Source organism: Pseudoalteromonas sp. SR45-6 (assembly GCF_014163545.1).
GTDB lineage: Bacteria > Pseudomonadota > Gammaproteobacteria > Enterobacterales > Alteromonadaceae > Pseudoalteromonas > Pseudoalteromonas rhizosphaerae.
Genome location: NZ_JACJDM010000007.1, coordinates 60891 through 78169, shown reverse-complemented (window position 1 = coordinate 78169; position 17279 = coordinate 60891). Strand labels below are relative to the sequence as shown.

The window sequence follows — 17279 nt, the reverse complement described above, 5'->3', positions numbered from 1 at the left end:
TTATTTGATTATTAAAACTAATGTAGAGTAAAACGATATGAATGAACAGGACCGTGCGATAATTAACCAAGGAAATTGGTTTAGTAGCCGCTCGGAAGAATTTCAACACCAGCTATTGTTACATGCAAAAGTAATTAAACTCGATGCGGGTGAAGCATTATTTTTAAGAGGAGATGAAAATGCGGGTTTATACGCTGTTGTTAATGGAGTTATGCGAGTCAGTGGAGTAAATGGAGAAGGTAAAGAAGCGGTACTGAGTTTTATAGATCCCGCTATTTGGTTTGGTGAAGTTGCTTTATTTGATGGTGGTTTGCGTACCCACGATGTTTATGCACAAACACCCGCTCGATTGCTACATGTACCGCATCGGGCACTGATACAATTATTAACAATCACGCCTGTTTATTGGCATGATTTTGGTGTTTTACTTTCACAAAAAATGCGGCTGCTGTTCACTTCATTAGAAGATCATGCTTTATTAACTGCACAGCAGAAAGTCTGTAAACGGCTGGTTATGATGGCAACCATGTCGCTGCCCAGTAATACCGCTACTATTATGTTATCGCAGCAACAACTCGCAGATATGACCTATTTAACTCGTCAAACTATTAATCAAATCTTGCAGTTATTAAGTGCAAAAAAGCTTATTTCCCTGCATTACCAGCGTATAGAAATTCTTGATAAACAACAGCTGGCTTTACTTGTACATTAGCTGCGTTATTATTTTTACCTGATATGGGTTCATTGGCCTTAAATTTGCTTTATAAAATAAAACTATCAATGGATTTGAAGCAATGATCTCACTAACATTTAATAACCATTACCGTACAGAACCTTATAACCTCCTGTGCAAGCGAAAAGCATAAGCCGTTCTAAAGCGGCAACCGAATTGCCAGAAACGGCAAAAAATAGCCAAGTTGATACTGTTAGTAGCCTTAAAAACCCTTCATATGGAAAGACTTTTTAGAAAAAGCAAATGAAGCGCTTATTTATCAACGATTAGGTGTTGATAAAGATAAAATAGCTGAACTTAAGGCCGCGATTGAAAAGCTGACAGAAAAAATACAACAGCAGGGGGGAATGACGAATTAGCAAAACAAATGGAATCGTTACAAAAAATGCTTGGACAAGAATATCAAAAAGGCCGTGAGTTACAATCTAAAACTCCAGATCACGATAAAGGTAAAATCATAAGCGCATTTGTATAAGTGGATTTTACAAATGTCGGGTAGAAGACATTCTCGCGTTGTGTTAACTGCTAAAGTAAATAATAAGATAATTATATAAAGTAGAGAAAATGAAAACACTGCAACAACAACTGGGCAATTATGGCTTATATCACCGTTCAAAACGCAATGTACTCACACACTTTTTTGGTATTCCACTCATTGTATACGCTGTATTGTGTTTATTAGCGCGTATTTATTTACCGGTTGCTGATCATGTTATCAATGGCGCTCATGTTTTTGTGTTAGCTACTGTGATTTATTATTTACTGCTTAATGTCTCACTAGGTTTGATAATGGCTGTTATTTTAGTAGTAATGAGTATAGCGGCTGCGCCAATTGCATCACTTAGTTTTACTAGCTGGTTAGCTGTTAGTATAGGTGTTTTTGTGTTTGGCTGGGTTTTACAGTTTATTGGGCATTATTTTGAAGGTAAAAAACCAGCTTTTGTTGATGACTTAATCGGGCTTATCATTGGGCCATTATTTGTGCTTGTTGAGGCGCTTTTTTTACTCGGACTATATAAACAACTTGAGCAACAGATCACAGACATTGCGGGTCCTACAAAGCCTTAATAATAATCATAGGTAGAGCATGAACTTTAATAATAAAACGGTGTGGATCACCGGGGCATCATCAGGTATTGGTAAAGAGTTAGCGATACAGTTAGCACACTTAGGCGCTAATATTATTTTATCAGCCAGAAGTGCAGATAAACTAAATCAACTTTGTAGCGAGTTACCGGCTGGACAACACAAAGTAATACCTCTTGATTTATCACAACCTGAACGGGTACTTGAGTATGTTACAAATAGTATGGCTACGATTGGTAACGTTGATATTTTAATTAATAATGGTGGCGTGTCGCAGCGTAGTTTGTTTTTAGAAAATGAATTTATTGTGTATCGTCAACTTATGGAAGTTAACTATTTTGGTTTGATTGCGCTAACTAAAGCGGTATTACCGAGTATGGTTAAAAATGGCGGCGGCTGTGTAGTATCAATCAGTAGTGTCGCAGGTAAAGTTGGCTCTAAATTCAGAACCGGTTACTCAGGCTCTAAATATGCAGTTGTTGGTTTTATGGATTGTTTGCGAGCTGAAGTGGCCGATAAAAACATTCATTGTTTGACTATCTGCCCAGGCTCTATAAAAACGGCTATTGCTCATAATTCACTTAATGAACATGGTATTGCGCAAAATAAGGCTGAACACTCCATTGAAAATGGTATGGATGTAACGGCTGCTGTAAAGCAAATGGTCAGTGCAATAGCTAAACGTAAAGATGAAGTGGTGGTTGGCGAGGGGATCAGTGGCTGGGCTCCGACTATAAAACGTTTCTTTCCTAGCTTTTTTAATCGTATGACAGCGAAAAAGAATTATCGTTAAACAAACGATGAATAATACCGTCGTGCTGGTATGCATTAACAGCGGCTTTATAGTTTATAAATTAGCTATAAATTGATGTTTTTGCTGTATTAGTAAACAGTTGTGCGTAGAACGATGGGTTAGAGTGTAGAAAAAACAGGCGATCGTTTATGATCTCGCTGGAATTGGTCTTTTATACTTGCACCGATAATTATATGCCCTTAAAGTAGCTAAAATGATGTAAACGAGTGATGAATACTGTGGAACAAAAACAACTTAAAGAATTAACACCAGAAGAACAAGAACAAGCAAAGCAGCAAAGTATTGCATGGCAACGTGAGTGTTTTCAAAATGCACAAAAGCATTTAGCAGAGAAGGGCGTAATGCCAAAAACTTTGCTAGAAAAAGAAAGCCGCTTTATCGCTCCGTTATGTGCCCTATGGAAGTTTAAAGGCCAAGACGGTAAAAGTTATTGGGTTATCACCGGTCGCTTACCAACGGATCATGCGTTAGCATCAGTTGCCGAAAATGCGCGTGATGCGCTGCGATATTTTTCTCTGCAATGGCAGTTAAAAGCAGATCAAATTATGCAAACTGGTGGACACGATAAAACTAAAGTTGATTTTGCAAACCTACTAATTAATCGTGCGCATGGTATTTATGAAATGTACGAAAAAGAACAGCTGTGGGCAAATGAAGTTAATTAATCTGAAAGCTTATTTATAATTTTAACTTAAAGATTTTAATATAAAAAACAGCTTTAAAAATTAAAAAAGCGAACGTGTTATGTGGAGTTACACATTAATATGTTCGCTTTTTTTTATGCCTATTGCATTAAATTGGTGGTTTTTAACTCGCTAGGATGGCCATTTTTAATAAATTTTTATCAATGCACCAGTGTAAATGGTTTCGTATTGAATTTATTAATGGGGCATTGCATACGAAGCCGTGGAATACCTGCTTCCATAAACACACAACCTTGTTGTTCAAAGCCATTACGTTTAAACCGTTCTACCTCATTTAAAATACAATTAATGCTGACGCAATCACAACCTTGCTGTTGTGCAAGCTCAACGATATAATTCAGCAATGAACGATAGACGGAGCGATTACGGTGCTCTGGCAGCACCGCAATACGGCCAATAAGGCCATCGCTACATAATCGGCCTGTTGCAACTGGGCCTTGGCTGTCATCTGTTACCAGTATATGATGAGCATACCTATCAAGATTATCAAACTCGATATGTTTGGGAATATGTAGTTCACATACAAATACCCGCTCTCTGATCTGTTGTAGTAACTCCTTACCTATATCCCATTCTACCTTGTTGATATGATAGCCCATACAAACACACTCCTAGCAAAACCAAATCCCCTCATTAATTAGTGTAGTAAAGGTTTGTATAAAAACTAAACTATTTTTTGAACTATTTAGTTGCTCTGCTGTCACCATAGTGTGGTCAGTGAGTAATTTAACCGCAGTTAAGTCACTAACAGGGAGCGGGTAGTTTTCACCATTTACGCTGAGAAGTATTTCATTTTCAAAAACTTGATACAATGCACGGGTGCCACCGAGGCGCTCAAAAATCACATCATTATCATTCAATAGCTCAGCTATTTGCTCACTATCAAATAAATCTTCTGGTGGCATTAAATCCATTTCATGCTTAGGTTGACTAAGTGTATTACCTAACCAAGATTTAAGTAATGCATCGTCATTTAGGGCCGCTTGCATTAATAGTTTAATGTTTTCGACTTCGCAAGCTTGGATCTCACCTTTAGAATCGCGCAGTGTTATTGCAGGGTCTTGATAACGGCTATTTCCCGCTTCTTTATCAATAATGTGATCAGCAAAGTTTGATAATAGATCGCGTTGATTTGGTGCACGAAATCCGATCGAGTAGTTTAATGCGTTTTCTACAGCATAACCTTCATGTGGACAGCCCGGCGGGATGTATAAAATATCGCCTGGTTCTAGGATGCAATCAATCACGGCTGGAAATTGTTCAACTTGTAATAAACTTTTATTTTGTGCAAATTGTTTTAGTTTATTATCTGGCATACCGACACGCCAATGACGCTTGCCTTCACCTTGAATAATAAATACGTCGTATTGATCTAAATGCGGACCGACTCCACCCCCAGGCGTTGAAAAGCTGATCATTAGGTCATCAATACGCCAATTAGGAATAAACCGAAATGGTTCCAGCAGCTGCGCAGCATTAGGATGCCAATGATCGACTGCTTGTACGAGTAGGGTAGAATGTTGCTCGGTTAGTAATTCAAAATCTTCAAATGGGCCATGATGCGCTTGCCAGTCATTATCATGATTAGTGATAATACGCGATTCAATGCTCTCTTCCATGGCAAGACCGGCAAGCTCATTAGCATCAAGCGGGTCGGCAAAGTCTGTAAACCCTTGCTTGATCAAGAGCGGTTTTTTTTGCCAATACTGTGTTAGAAAGTCTTGCTCGGATAAGTCGTTAATCGTTAATTGATACATGCTGCGCCCATTAAAATGAAAAAAGCGAAAGGCAAGAGCCTTTCGCTTTATAGTGTATATAAAATAAGTTGTCGCAGAAAGCTTAAACTAGGTTGTCGATAAACTCGACAGCACGACCAATATAGTTAGCCGGTGTTAGTTTTTTCATTTCTACTTTTGCTTCTTCCGGTAACTCTAAACCATCGATGAAGTCAGCCATGATCTCTTGATTTACACGTTTACCACGGGTTAAATCTTTTAGCTTTTCGTATGGTTTTTCGATACCGTATTTACGCATTACCGTCTGAATTGGCTCTGCTAGCAGTTCCCAGTTCTGATCTAACTCGTCAAGTAAACGTTGCTCGTTTACTTCTAACTTGCTTACACCTTTTAGGGTTGATTGGTATGCAATTAGCGCATAACCCATACCAACACCTAAGTTACGCAGTACTGTTGAGTCAGTAAGGTCACGTTGCCAGCGAGATACCGGCAGCTTTTGCGCTAGATGAGCGAAAATAGCATTTGCTAGGCCTAAGTTACCTTCTGAGTTTTCAAAATCAATCGGGTTAACTTTATGTGGCATAGTTGATGAACCAATTTCACCCGCAATGGTTTTTTGTTTAAAGTGATTTAGCGCTATATAGCCCCATGCATCACGGTCAAAATCTAATAAGATAGTGTTAAAGCGAGCAATCGCATCAAATAACTCGGCAATGTAGTCGTGCGGTTCAATTTGCGTTGTAAATGGGTTGAATGTTAACCCTAGGCTAGTTACAAATTGCTCAGCATGATTGTGCCAATCGTAATCAGGGTAGGCACTGAGGTGAGCATTGTAGTTACCTACTGCACCGTTGATTTTACCTAGCATTTCAACTTGTTCAATTTGGTCACGTTGACGCTTTAAACGCATATATACGTTGGCAAATTCTTTGCCCATAGTTGAAGGTGTTGCAGGTTGACCGTGAGTACGTGTCATCATAGGTACTGCTTTGTACTCAATGGCTTTTTCTTTAATTGCATTAAGTAGTTGATCACAGTAAGGAAGTAATACTTCGTTACGTGCTTCAGTGAGCATTAAACCGTGAGACAGGTTATTGATGTCTTCTGATGTACATGCAAAGTGAATAAATTCATTAATTGCATGTAACTCGGCGTTGTCAGCTACTTTTTCTTTTAATAAGTATTCAACGGCTTTAACATCGTGGTTTGTAGTACGCTCGATATCTTTTACACGTTGCGCATCGGCTTCGCTGAAGTTATCAACAATCGCGTTAAGTAAAGCATTGGCTTCGTCGCTAAATGCCGGTACTTCTTTGATCGCATCAGCTGCTGCAAGGGCTTGTAACCAACGAACTTCGACTGTTACACGGTATTTTATCAAGCCAAATTCGCTGAAAATACTGCGTAGTTCAGTGGTTTTGCTGCCGTAGCGACCATCCACCGGAGAGATAGCTGTTAACGCTGAAAGCTCCATAATAACTCCTAAATTTTAGTTTTGAACGATAATTAAATATGGTTTTTAGCAATGGCGATAATTCTTCTTTTCGCAAAGAAAAAGTGACGGCGTTTACCGCCCATTTGTCGCCATAATACTGCACTGCGAATACCTGCTAATAATAATGCACGTATTTTGTGTTGTACTAATTGCTGTTTTAGTAAGTCAGGCTTGCCATAAACCTGAATTCGGTGCCCTAGGGGGCTAAGCACCTTTGAATAAATATCGGCAAGAGCCGTAATAACAGTGTCATCAGTAATAGCAAAGTGATCAAGACGTCGCTTGATATCATCAATGCTTTTACCAAGCTCTGCTAAGCTACTTGCTTTTGCGCTCAGTGCACGCTCAAGTTGCATTAAACCGCCAACGTATTTGACGATTTCAACATCTTTCTTTTCACCTGCACTGAGTTGATCAAGTAAGATTTTATAACCATCTCTTAGATTCTCAGTGCCTTGATACACATCACTGGGTGAATCAGGGGAGGTTTGTACAATACTGGTTAATAGTTTTTCTAATTCGTAATCGTTGCTACTGCCGTACTGCGCTATTTTTTGAACTTGTTTAGCAACTTGGCACATGGCTGCTAATGCCATGACTTGGTGTTCATTCATTATTTGATCACCGAATCAATAATACCGCCACCTAAACATATTTCGTTGGCATAAAATACCGCAGATTGTCCTGGGGTTACTGCTTTTTGTGGTTCATCAAATAATACTCGGGCAAAACCATCATCGCCAACGAGCAGCGTACAGTTTAGGTCTTCTTGACGATAGCGAGTTTTTACCGTGCAGCGGGTGGTACCTTTTGGCCCAACACGATCAACCCAGTGTAATTGGTTGGCATTTAGTCCATTGCTGTAAAGACGCGGATGGTCTTTACCTTGACCAACAATCAATACGTTGCGTTCTAAGTCTTTATCTACTACATACCATGGTTCGCCAGAGCCTTCTCTCATGCCACCAATTAGCAAACCTTTGCGTTGACCGAGAGTGTGATACATTAAGCCTTCGTGCTCACCAACGTTGTTACCGTCTGTGTCTTCAATAACACCCGGTTGTGCAGGTAAGAATTTTTGTAGGAAGTCTTTAAACTTACGCTCACCGATAAAGCAAATACCGGTACTGTCTTTTTTATCGTGGGTAATTAAGTCTTGCTCTTCAGCAATGCGACGCACTTCAGGTTTGGCAATATCACCAACTGGGAACAGCGTTTGTGCAATATGTTCATGACTTAATGTGTATAAAAAGTAGCTTTGGTCTTTGTTATCATCAAGACCACGACACATAACGTATTTATCATCGCGTAATTCACGGCGTACATAATGGCCCGTGGCTATAAAATCAGCGCCAAGCGCCGTTGCTGCAAATTCTAAAAAAGCTTTGAATTTGATTTCTTTATTACACATGATGTCAGGATTTGGCGTACGGCCTGCTTTATATTCAGCAAGAAAGTACTCAAATACGTTATCCCAATATTCTGCGGCAAAATTAACTGTGTGTAGTTCAATCCCCAGCTTGTCACAGACTGCTTGCGCGTCTTTTAAATCGTCGGCAGCAGCGCAATATTCATCATTATCATCTTCTTCCCAGTTTTTCATAAACAGGCCTTCAACTTGATAGCCTTGTTGTTTTAATAAATAAGCTGATACAGAAGAATCAACACCGCCGGACATGCCAACGATGACTTTAATGTGACTATTTTCGCTCATGGATAATTTCGCTTATACAGGTTGCTGTCATTTACACTACTAGAGCTTATGCGAACAAAACAGGGTGATAAAAGCAACCTTGATTGACTACATAGGCTATGAAAGGCCGCGATTATAGCATGTAAATCGACAGCCAAGCCACCCAAAATATGAGTTTTGTCGTGGGGTTAAGTGTGTATAAAAATCTTTGCGTAATTGAGCATTAAGGATATACGGGGGGTTAAGGCTATAAGTTTAGCTTCTAAGCTTGATATGGCTGAGTTTAAGTTGCAAAGGCTCTTTCAGCGATAGTGAAACTTAAACTCATGTATATGTAAGTTGTTATTCTACACCAATAAACCCGCCGGTTTGGTGTGTCCACAACGCGGCATAAATACCATTTTGTGCCAGCAGTTCTTCATGGCTACCTAGCTCTACAATGCCGCCCTCATCAAGTACGATGAGCCGATCCATTTGTGCAATAGTGGATAGTCGATGCGCGATGGCAATGACGGTTTTACCGGTCATTAAATCATCAAGACTAGCTTGAATAGCCGCTTCAACTTCAGAATCGAGCGCGCTGGTGGCTTCATCTAAAATTAATATCGGGGCGTTTTTCAGCAGCACCCGAGCAATGGCGATACGTTGGCGTTGACCTCCAGAGAGTTTTACGCCGCGCTCACCCACTTGGGCTGCAAAACCTTTGTTGCCTTTGCTATCTTCAAGGTCATCAATAAACTCTAGCGCTTTGGCTTGTTTAGCCGCTTTCATCATTTCTTCATCGCTGGCATCTGGGCGGCCATAAAGGATATTTTCTTTGACTGTCCGATGCAGTAAAGAAGTATCTTGGGTAACCATCGCAATGTACTTACGCAGGCTTTCTTGACTCACTTTTGAGATATCTTGGCCGTCGATGTTGATACTACCGCTATCAATATCGTAAAAACGTAGCAACAAATTAACGAGTGTTGACTTACCAGCGCCAGAGCGACCAACAAGACCTATTTTCTCTCCGGCTTTGATGTTGAGATTTAAGCCATTGATAACAGCGCCGCGATTCGTTTCGTTTGCGGCCTTACCATAGTTAAAATGCACATTATTAAAGTCAATTGCACCTGTGGTTACACTTAATGTGCTGGCATCAGGCAGATCATCGACTTCAATTGGGTTTGATAACGTTTTCATACCATCAGCGACAGTGCCGATGTTTTCAAACAAGCCACTAATTTCCCACATGATCCACTGCGCCATGCCATTTAAACGCAGTGCTAAGCTTACCGCAATTGCAATTGCGCCGGCACTAATGGCACTCAGAGTCCATAAATACAAAGATAATGCCGCAACACTAAATACTAAGAAGTAGTTAAGCGTTTGAATGGCAAAATTTAAACTGGTAACTAAGCGCATTTGCTTATACACAGGTTGTAAAAATACATCCATGCTGTCTTTTGCGTACTGCTCTTCACGTTGGGTATATGAGAACAATTTAATAGTCGAAATATTCGTATAACTGTCAACTATTCGGCCGGTCATCTCAGAGCGAGCGTCTGCTTGCGAGCTAGCCACTTTTTTGAGCTTAGGTACATAGTACATTTGGATCAAAATATACAGAGCTAACCATACAAGCAAAGGAAGCATTAAGCGCCAATCGGCTTCGGCTACTAAAAACACCATAGCGCCAAAATAAACCACTATGTACATTAATACATCAAGTAGTTTCATCACGGTTTCACGCACCGCGAGGGATGTTTGCATTACTTTGGTGGCGATGCGCCCTGCAAATTCATTTTGGTAAAAGCTCACACTTTGGCGAAGCAAGTAGCGATGTGCTAACCAACGAATTGACATCGGGTAATTACCTAACAAGGCTTGGTGCAATATCGCAGAATGAAAAAACACCACGATAGGTAGGACAACAAGTAGCACTATCGCCATTTTTATGAGTTCAGATTTTTGCTCAACAAATAATGTTTCAGGGGTGTAGATACTTAGCCAATCAACAAGCTGGCCCATATAGCTAAACAGTGATACTTCTAAAATCGCGAGCAATGCTGCGCTTAGCGACATAAAAAATAGCGAGACTTCCATACCTTTAGTGTAGTGACGACAAAATGCAAATAGCGTCGCAGGAGGCTGGGTAGGCTTTTGTTCGGGAAACGGCTTGATCATCCGCTCAAATAATCGATACATTTTAATATCTTGAATAGCAAAAATGGCGTTAACTATATCACTGAAAAGCGACAAAAACAGGTTTGCATAATGATCTTTTTGCTTGTTTGTCGGTTATTACAAAACAACAGTGACTACCATTTTATTTTGCCAATCAGCATATCTTTAAACATCACCCAGTCTGCCCATAAGCTATAAAACGGGTATTTGAAGGTAGCAGGGCGGTTTTTCTCAAAGAAAAAATGACCAACCCAGGCAAAACCATAACCAATAATGGGTAGCAACCACAACAGCATAAATTGTTGGCTATACAGCACATACAAAACGATAATAAGCACCAAAGAGCTACCAAAAAAATGTAACCGTTTGCAGGTAATATTTTTATGTTCTTGTAAGTAGTATGGGTAAAACTTCTTAAAGCTAGTAAATTCTGGTGTACTTTTCATATCACATATCTTGTTAATGCTAGCTATTACTTGAAAAAAGGCGTTGGTGTGTTTTAAACGCATACTCGTCAGTCATGCCACTTAAATAATCACAAATTACTCTGTGTGTATTACCATTTTGTTGTTGTGCTAGGCGAAACACATTTGCTGTGGTTTCAGGTAAAAGTCGTAATGGTTCGCAGGCAAATGCTTCAAATAATTCAATAATTAACTTTTGTCCTTTAAACTCAATTTGCTGCATATGTGAAGCACGAATGAGTCGTTGATAAATAAATGACTTTAAAGTCTCAAGTAAATGCTGATAACAGTGGGGTAGTTCAACGGTGTAATTTAAAATTGGATTTTCAAACTCAAGTTCTGTGTGCACAATGGATGATTGAGTAATAAATAAGTTTACTAATTCCCCAATCACATCTTTACGTTGTGCTTCGCTACCTAAAAATAGCCGCTCGGTTAAGTTACTGTCGCCAAGCCACTCACATTGCACAAGCTCAAGTGCGGGTAAGGCATGATTTTGCCACTCTTTTAGGGTGATTTGCTCTGTTGCAATTGCGTCTTCAAGGTCATGTACGGCATAAGCAATATCGTCGGCAAGTTCCATAATTGCTGCATCAAGGGATTTAAAACTGGTTTTAGATCTAAACTCATCGACGGCCTTAAAATCGCCTAAGCGTTGTTTATCAGCGTCAGATAAAGGCGCTACAATCCAGTCAAAGGTCGCTTTATCATCCTTGTATAAACCTTTTGCTGGACGCCAGTCGTCAGCTTTTATAAATGCACGTTGCGGATCATGATGTGGGATGGTGTGCCATAAGTCATCAATAAAAGCCGGGTATTTTATAAAGCCAAGCAAAGTACGGCGCGTTAAGTTCATACCATGACCATCACTGTATGGTTCGAGTCTTGAAACAATGCGCAGTGTTTGTGCATTGCCTTCAAAACCACCATGTTCACGCATCATGTAGTTAAGGGCAATTTCACCGCCATGGCCATAAGGAGGATGGCCTATATCATGCGCCAAACAAAGCGTCTCAAGCAAACTAGGGTCGGGAAAATGTGTGAAGTCAGGGTGTTGTTTCTCTAAATGACGAAGTAAACCACTGCCAATTTGCGATACCTCTAAAGAATGAGTTAATCGTGTACGATGAAAATCATTTAGGCCAATTCCCATTATCTGAGTTTTAGCTTGCAAACGTCTAAATGCAGCTGCATGGATTATCCGGGAGCGGTCTACTTGCCACGCTGAGCGATTGTCATTAGGGCGAAACTTGTTTTGATTTATTATGCGGCTTTGCCAGTCTAATTCCATTAATGAGTATCCGGTAACTTTTTTAGCGTTTCTATGCGCATAATTGTAGCTGATTTTTTTAGATTATAAATCCTTCAAATGGGTATATTCGCCTTTATTGAAGGGCTTAGGTATAATGAATGGTCAGATGCGTGTGGATATACCATGCATAAATGTTAGTTTCTTTGAGAGAATACATGCTTAAGTATCTTTTTCGTTTAATCGTTAGCCTATTTTTTATTTGGGCATTGAGTTACCCATTTATAGAAAAATCGGATCCAGTTATTGAGGACGAAACAACCTCAATCAAGCCACAAGTCAAAAAGAAAGAAAAGCCATTACATAATGTTAAACTTCCTGACTTTGATGGTTTTAGTGATGTAAAAGAAAAAAAACATGCTTTTTTTAACTTTATTCGGCCGCATGTTGAGGCTGAAAATAAAAAAATTCTGCAGCAGCGGGCAACGTTGGAGATTGCATTGATGATGATGCAATACGATGAGCCATTAAGTCGCACGCAAACCAAGCAAGTTAAAACGATTTTAAATAGCTATAAATTACCAGAAACGATTGATAGTTTGTCTTTGCGTAAGGCATTAAGCCGAGTTGATATTATTCCTAAAGAGTTAGCGCTGATGCAAGCGGCCAACGAATCAGCATGGGGAACGTCTCGATTTGCTCGAATAGGTTTAAACTTTTTTGGTCAGTGGTGTTATAGCAAGGGCTGCGGTATGGTGCCTAATCGTCGTAATACCGGTGCAGATCATGAGGTGGCTGCATTTAAATCTGTGCGCGCAGCCGTGACTTCTTATTTTAAGAATATTAATACTCATGCTGCCTATAAACATTTACGTAGTATCCGCGCCGATTTACGTTTACAAGAAAAGCCAATTTCAGCGACTAAACTAAGCTACGGATTAACCTCATACTCTGAGCGTGGTGAGGCGTATATCGAAGAATTAAATCAAATGATCAACCAAAATAGAGCCTACTTTGATGAATAACCCAGTACGTAGTATCAGTCATATTATGGCAGCTGCCGCTGTACTAATAGCAACATTTACTGTGCAAGCAAAAGAGTTTGTGGTCTCCTATGATGGCTTTTATGATCGTTTAAAAGTCGTCAATAAAGGTGATTTTCAATTTGCTCAGGTCAATTTTTATATCACCGACATTGCTAGTAATGATGAATGTTTAATTAAAACCGGGCGCATTATTACTGAGCGAGAGGAGTTTCCACTTAATTACACTGAGCATGCTCAGCTTTTACTTCCTTTTGATAAACAACTTGATACAAATAAAGCTGTGGTGGTTATCGAGCCTCAGAACGAAAATCACGATTGCCAGTTAAAACTGCAAATTGAAGCGCGTGAGTTTAATAATAGTAATTTGAATAAACACCAGTTGTATCAGCTTAATAATGAATTTGATGAATTATTATCGGATCTGTCGGGTTTTTTTGTTAGCAAACTGATGAGCTTTTTATTGCCTGAACAACAAGGTGTAGTGCTGACTTTTGCAGATCCAGTCACTATTGCCGATCCTGCTTTTGATTGCCAAGGGGCAATTTGTCATGTCAGAGTTACTGAGCAGTGGGAAGACGATAAAACAGCATTTGCTGTGTCGGTGCCATTACTAAAAGTAACGCCATGGATAGCTAAGTAGTAAAAAACAGTTCAGCAAGCGTTGTTAACAGCAGCGCTTGATTTATGTTATTACTAATCAAGAGTAATCAAGACTAATTAAAAAATATCCTTCCATATTTACTAATCAATGCCTATGAATGACCATGTTTTTAGGCAATTCAGTTACACGCAGCCCAAAGCACGTTAAAATACAGTCATTATAGATTTAAAATAATTCCTTAGATATGAATAAAACCCATGTGATTGAATGCCTGCGTTTTGCTTTAGAAGCGCAACTTACTACCGCGCAGGCTGCTGCAAAGACAGCCCATGACACCGCCACTCATGAAGAAAACATTGCTGAAAATAAATACGATACATTAGGCCTAGAAGCTGCCTATTTGGCACAAGGGCAAGCACAGCGTGTGAATGACTGCCATTTGAGTATTATCGAGTTTGAAAAGGCATTTAAAATCGCTGTATCAAGTAAAGTTACCATTGGTTCGCTGGTCTGTATCTGCGATGAAGACGAAAATCTAAAATGGTATTTTTTAGGACCACTTTCTGGTGGTTTAAGCATTAAAATAAAAGACACCACAGTGTATGTTCTCACACCACTGTCGCCATTAGGTCAATTACTGATGGATAAGCAACAAGGTGATGAGTTTAGTTTTACAATAGCAAATAAATCCACGTTATTAGAAATTGTTTCAATAAGTTAGTGGTGCTGAAAGGCGCTTTAACCAGCTTTATTAGACCTTACTGTGGTTGATTAAATTTACTTATCTTAACGCTAAAAATTACTCGTTGGTAAGGTAGCGAAAAACCCTTTATAAATCACCTGTAGATTAAGCAGTAGCTGAATCTAAAGCACCCATCCTGTTAAGTACACCAGTAGCACAACAATGACTTAGCAGTATGGGTGTTTCTATTTACATTCACTCTTATATTTGTATTTTGACTTATTTTAGGAAAAGTCGTGTTTAAAACCTTGATTGTGGTTGATAACAACGAGCAGGCACTTGCTCATTCATTCGAAAACGTAATTACCTTCAACACTTACTTACGAGATTACCCAAAGCATAATGAGCCAAAAACGCGCATTATTAATCTATGCGACTCAAGCCAATACTTGAGTAAAGGCTATTATTGCTCATTACTTGCTGAGGCACGTAAACATCAGGTATTACCAAGTGTAAAAACGATTAATGCGCTACGTAGTGGCCAAACTTTAATGCTTAATGTTGGTCATCTTGATGATGCCTTATATTTTGGGCACGCAGTAAATGAATTACAAAACAAAGCGGCAAAAATGGTATTTAAACAATATCCAGCGCCTATTTTATTTGTAGATGAAGCTGGGCTGTTACAGCAAGGTTCATTGGCGTCGCTTAATGCTCAGCAGCATCAAGACTTTGTTGCTAAATTAACTGAGTTTACGCAAACACAGTGGCGTATAAGCAGTACGCAAAAACGTTACCGCTGGGATATGGCTATTTTAGTTGATCACAATGAAAAAGTACCACCAAGCGATAAAGATGCTATAGCCCGTTTTATTAAAGCGGCAGCTAAACATGGTATCTATGCTCAAGCGCTAAGCTTTGACGAAATAGATAATATCGCTCAGTTTGATGCGCTATTTATTCGCCAAACAACTGCAATTGACCACCCAACTTATCGTCTGGCAAGTAAGGCGCAGAGCCTAGGATTAGTGGTGATTGATGATGCTGAGTCTATTTTACGCTGTTGTAATAAAGTGTATTTGCATGATGCGTTTAATTATCAAAAAGTACCGAGCTTAAAAACCGTAGTAGTAGCTGATCAAAGTGATGAAACCATCAGTCAGCTTGAAGAGGCATTTACTTATCCATTAGTGCTTAAAATGCCGGAAGGGTCGTTTTCAAAAGGTGTCTACAAAGTAACTGATCGCAATGAGCTGGCAGCAAAATTGGCTGAGCTATTTGAATTTAGCGCTTTAGTTCTAGCCCAAGAATATATGTACACAGAATACGATTGGCGAGTAGGGGTACTAAATGGTCGTGCTATCTATGCATGCCGTTATTTAATGGCTCGCAATCATTGGCAAATTTATAATCATGATGCAAAACGGTTTTTCTCTGGTGGTTTTGAAACACTGCCTACTTTTGAGTTGCCAAAAGCAGTTTTAGATGCGGCATTAAAAGCATGTAAAACTGTGGGCAAAGGGCTCTATGGTGTGGATGTTAAAGAACACCAAGGCCGTGCATATGTGCTTGAAGTAAACGATAACCCAAGTATTGACCATAAAGTAGAAGATGGTTACTTAGGTGATGAACTCTATATGATCATTATGGAAGAATTTAAACAACGCCTCGAAGCACGAGGCCGGAGTTAATGACCGAGCATAGTGTGGCAGTTCGCGCTGCCACAGATAGCGATTTAAAAGCGTTACTTGAGATAGAGCAGCAAAGTTTTAATCAAGATAGATTAAGTGCGCGTAGCTTAAAGCGCTGGATTGCAGCCAAACATGGTATTTTAATGGTTGCAGAGTTAGATCAACAGATACTCGGCTATGGCTTAGTGTGGTGTCATAAAGGCACTCGTTTAGCACGTTTATATTCGCTAGCAGTTGCACCAAATGCACAAGGCAAAGGCATTGCTCAGCAGCTTTTGAAAGCACTAGAAAGAGCAACGGCTGAACGCGGGCGGTTATTTATGCGTCTTGAAGTGGCGGTAAATAATAAAGCTGCAATCGCACTTTATGAAAAGCTTGGCTATCGGGTATTTGGGCAATACAGTGACTATTATGATGATCATAGTGATGCCTTGCGGATGCAAAAAAACATTCGTAAAACTAATGAGCTTGAGTTTTCGCGTGTAACGCCTTGGTATCAGCAAACAACCGAATTTACTTGCGGGCCAGCGGCATTACTAATGGCAATGTCATCAATAAAAAAAGCGATTATTTCACAAGTGAATGAGCTTGATATTTGGCGTGAAGCAACCACTATTTTTATGACCTCTGGTCATGGCGGTTGTCATCCATTAGGACTTGCTTTAGCTGCCAATAAACGCGGTTTTACAGCCGATGTGATTATTAATACACGTGATACATTGTTTGTTGATGGCGTAAGAAGTGATAAGAAGAAAGCAATTTTACACACGGTTCATAATCAATTTGTGGTTGAGGCAATTAATCACAAACTAGATGTGAAGTATCAAGACTTAACCCTTGAGCACATAGAGCGCTGGTTAGCAGCCAAAATGGCCGTGGTGCTATTGATCAGTACGTATCGCTTTGATGGTAAAAAGTCACCGCATTGGGTGTGTGTAACGCATTTAGATGAGCATTGTCTATATGTTCATGACCCTTTTTGTGAAAGCGATAAACAGCTGGCGATTGATTGTCAACACGTACCAATCGCTAAGAGTGACTTTTTAAAAATGGCCAGTTTCGGTAGTTCTCGTTTGAGTACGGCACTGGCTATACACATGCAGTAATTTTAGGATT

Annotated in this window: 17 protein-coding genes; 9 read left to right on the top strand and 8 right to left on the bottom strand. The window is 39.6% G+C overall.

What is annotated here, in order from left to right; translation table 11 throughout:
- The first annotated feature begins 37 nt into the window (after nt 1-37).
- The 4 genes from H5158_RS05390 to H5158_RS05375 all read left to right on the top strand — a co-directional run bounded on the left by H5158_RS05390 (nt 38) and on the right by H5158_RS05375 (nt 3298).
- Entirely contained in the window at nt 38-712 is a 675-nt protein-coding gene (locus tag H5158_RS05390; RefSeq protein WP_182739623.1) for a Crp/Fnr family transcriptional regulator, read from the top strand.
- 585 nt (nt 713-1297) lie between these two features.
- Nucleotides 1298-1801, top strand: a complete 504-nt coding sequence (locus H5158_RS05385; protein ID WP_182739622.1) for a DUF962 domain-containing protein — start codon at nt 1298-1300, stop codon at nt 1799-1801.
- 19 nt (nt 1802-1820) lie between these two features.
- Nucleotides 1821-2612 carry an SDR family oxidoreductase gene (locus H5158_RS05380; RefSeq protein WP_182739621.1) on the top strand — a complete coding sequence of 264 codons (792 nt, stop codon included), beginning with the start codon at nt 1821-1823 and terminating at the stop codon, nt 2610-2612.
- A 230-nt stretch (nt 2613-2842) separates the two neighbouring features.
- Nucleotides 2843-3298, top strand: coding sequence for a DUF4826 family protein (locus tag H5158_RS05375; RefSeq protein ID WP_220491234.1), 456 nt, complete (start codon nt 2843-2845; stop codon nt 3296-3298).
- Nucleotides 3299-3477: 179 nt separating this feature from the next.
- Here the strand turns inward: H5158_RS05375 and H5158_RS05370 are convergent, their stop codons facing one another.
- From H5158_RS05370 to H5158_RS05335, 8 genes are all read right to left on the bottom strand, one after another.
- Entirely contained in the window at nt 3478-3936 is a 459-nt protein-coding gene (locus H5158_RS05370) for a GNAT family N-acetyltransferase (protein WP_145233126.1), read from the bottom strand.
- Nucleotides 3937-3948: 12 nt separating this feature from the next.
- Nucleotides 3949-5094: a cupin domain-containing protein gene (locus H5158_RS05365; RefSeq protein ID WP_182739620.1), complete on the bottom strand. Its 1146-nt coding sequence runs from the start codon at nt 5092-5094 to the stop codon at nt 3949-3951.
- A gap of 82 nt (nt 5095-5176) precedes the next feature.
- The gene (gene purB / locus H5158_RS05360; protein WP_182739619.1) at nt 5177-6547 is read right to left on the bottom strand and encodes an adenylosuccinate lyase; all 1371 of its coding nucleotides are present in this window, start codon (nt 6545-6547) and stop codon (nt 5177-5179) included.
- A gap of 32 nt (nt 6548-6579) precedes the next feature.
- Nucleotides 6580-7182, bottom strand: coding sequence for a high frequency lysogenization protein HflD (gene hflD, locus H5158_RS05355; RefSeq protein ID WP_149982535.1), 603 nt, complete (start codon nt 7180-7182; stop codon nt 6580-6582).
- Complete coding sequence (gene mnmA, locus H5158_RS05350) at nt 7182-8282, bottom strand: tRNA 2-thiouridine(34) synthase MnmA (RefSeq protein WP_182739618.1); 1101 nt, start codon at nt 8280-8282, stop codon at nt 7182-7184. Before mnmA ends, hflD begins: the two co-directional genes overlap by 1 nt.
- Nucleotides 8283-8603: 321 nt before the next feature.
- Nucleotides 8604-10451 carry an ABC transporter ATP-binding protein gene (locus H5158_RS05345; RefSeq protein WP_145233131.1) on the bottom strand — a complete coding sequence of 616 codons (1848 nt, stop codon included), beginning with the start codon at nt 10449-10451 and terminating at the stop codon, nt 8604-8606.
- Between the two features lie 113 nt (nt 10452-10564).
- A complete protein-coding gene (locus tag H5158_RS05340; RefSeq protein WP_149982533.1) occupies nt 10565-10876 on the bottom strand; it encodes a DUF962 domain-containing protein in 312 nt (103 codons plus the stop codon).
- A 19-nt stretch (nt 10877-10895) separates the two neighbouring features.
- The gene (locus H5158_RS05335) at nt 10896-12185 is read right to left on the bottom strand and encodes an anti-phage deoxyguanosine triphosphatase (RefSeq protein WP_149982532.1); all 1290 of its coding nucleotides are present in this window, start codon (nt 12183-12185) and stop codon (nt 10896-10898) included.
- A gap of 176 nt (nt 12186-12361) precedes the next feature.
- On the opposite strand from H5158_RS05335, the gene H5158_RS05330 reads away from it, so the two are divergent.
- The 5 genes from H5158_RS05330 (at nt 12362) to rimI (ending at nt 17269) form a co-directional block, all read left to right on the top strand.
- Nucleotides 12362-13168, top strand: coding sequence for a glucosaminidase domain-containing protein (locus tag H5158_RS05330; protein ID WP_182717413.1), 807 nt, complete (start codon nt 12362-12364; stop codon nt 13166-13168).
- Entirely contained in the window at nt 13161-13829 is a 669-nt protein-coding gene (locus H5158_RS05325; RefSeq protein WP_182717414.1) for a DUF2987 domain-containing protein, read from the top strand. The genes H5158_RS05330 and H5158_RS05325 overlap by 8 nt, the downstream gene beginning before the upstream one ends.
- A gap of 205 nt (nt 13830-14034) precedes the next feature.
- Nucleotides 14035-14511, top strand: coding sequence for a GreA/GreB family elongation factor (locus tag H5158_RS05320; protein WP_149982529.1), 477 nt, complete (start codon nt 14035-14037; stop codon nt 14509-14511).
- Nucleotides 14512-14768: 257 nt separating this feature from the next.
- Nucleotides 14769-16163, top strand: coding sequence for a RimK family protein (locus tag H5158_RS05315; protein ID WP_149982528.1), 1395 nt, complete (start codon nt 14769-14771; stop codon nt 16161-16163).
- Nucleotides 16163-17269 (top strand): ribosomal protein S18-alanine N-acetyltransferase, encoded by a 1107-nt coding sequence (gene rimI, locus H5158_RS05310; RefSeq protein ID WP_149982527.1) that lies wholly within the window; start codon nt 16163-16165, stop codon nt 17267-17269. Before H5158_RS05315 ends, rimI begins: the two co-directional genes overlap by 1 nt.
- Nucleotides 17270-17279 lie beyond the last annotated feature (10 nt).

Coding starts and splice junctions, on each gene's coding strand:
- H5158_RS05340 (WP_149982533.1), bottom strand. CDS start 10,876: ATGAAAAGTACACCAGAATTTACTAGCTTTAAGAAGTTTTACCCATAC.
- H5158_RS05345 (WP_145233131.1), bottom strand. CDS start 10,451: ATGTATCGATTATTTGAGCGGATGATCAAGCCGTTTCCCGAACAAAAG.
- H5158_RS05320 (WP_149982529.1), top strand. CDS start 14,035: ATGAATAAAACCCATGTGATTGAATGCCTGCGTTTTGCTTTAGAAGCG.
- rimI (WP_149982527.1), top strand. CDS start 16,163: ATGACCGAGCATAGTGTGGCAGTTCGCGCTGCCACAGATAGCGATTTA.
- H5158_RS05370 (WP_145233126.1), bottom strand. CDS start 3,936: ATGGGCTATCATATCAACAAGGTAGAATGGGATATAGGTAAGGAGTTA.
- purB (WP_182739619.1), bottom strand. CDS start 6,547: ATGGAGCTTTCAGCGTTAACAGCTATCTCTCCGGTGGATGGTCGCTAC.
- H5158_RS05375 (WP_220491234.1), top strand. CDS start 2,843: ATGAATACTGTGGAACAAAAACAACTTAAAGAATTAACACCAGAAGAA.
- H5158_RS05365 (WP_182739620.1), bottom strand. CDS start 5,094: ATGTATCAATTAACGATTAACGACTTATCCGAGCAAGACTTTCTAACA.
- H5158_RS05335 (WP_149982532.1), bottom strand. CDS start 12,185: ATGGAATTAGACTGGCAAAGCCGCATAATAAATCAAAACAAGTTTCGC.
- H5158_RS05380 (WP_182739621.1), top strand. CDS start 1,821: ATGAACTTTAATAATAAAACGGTGTGGATCACCGGGGCATCATCAGGT.
- H5158_RS05390 (WP_182739623.1), top strand. CDS start 38: ATGAATGAACAGGACCGTGCGATAATTAACCAAGGAAATTGGTTTAGT.
- mnmA (WP_182739618.1), bottom strand. CDS start 8,282: ATGAGCGAAAATAGTCACATTAAAGTCATCGTTGGCATGTCCGGCGGT.
- hflD (WP_149982535.1), bottom strand. CDS start 7,182: ATGAATGAACACCAAGTCATGGCATTAGCAGCCATGTGCCAAGTTGCT.
- H5158_RS05385 (WP_182739622.1), top strand. CDS start 1,298: ATGAAAACACTGCAACAACAACTGGGCAATTATGGCTTATATCACCGT.
- H5158_RS05330 (WP_182717413.1), top strand. CDS start 12,362: ATGCTTAAGTATCTTTTTCGTTTAATCGTTAGCCTATTTTTTATTTGG.
- H5158_RS05325 (WP_182717414.1), top strand. CDS start 13,161: ATGAATAACCCAGTACGTAGTATCAGTCATATTATGGCAGCTGCCGCT.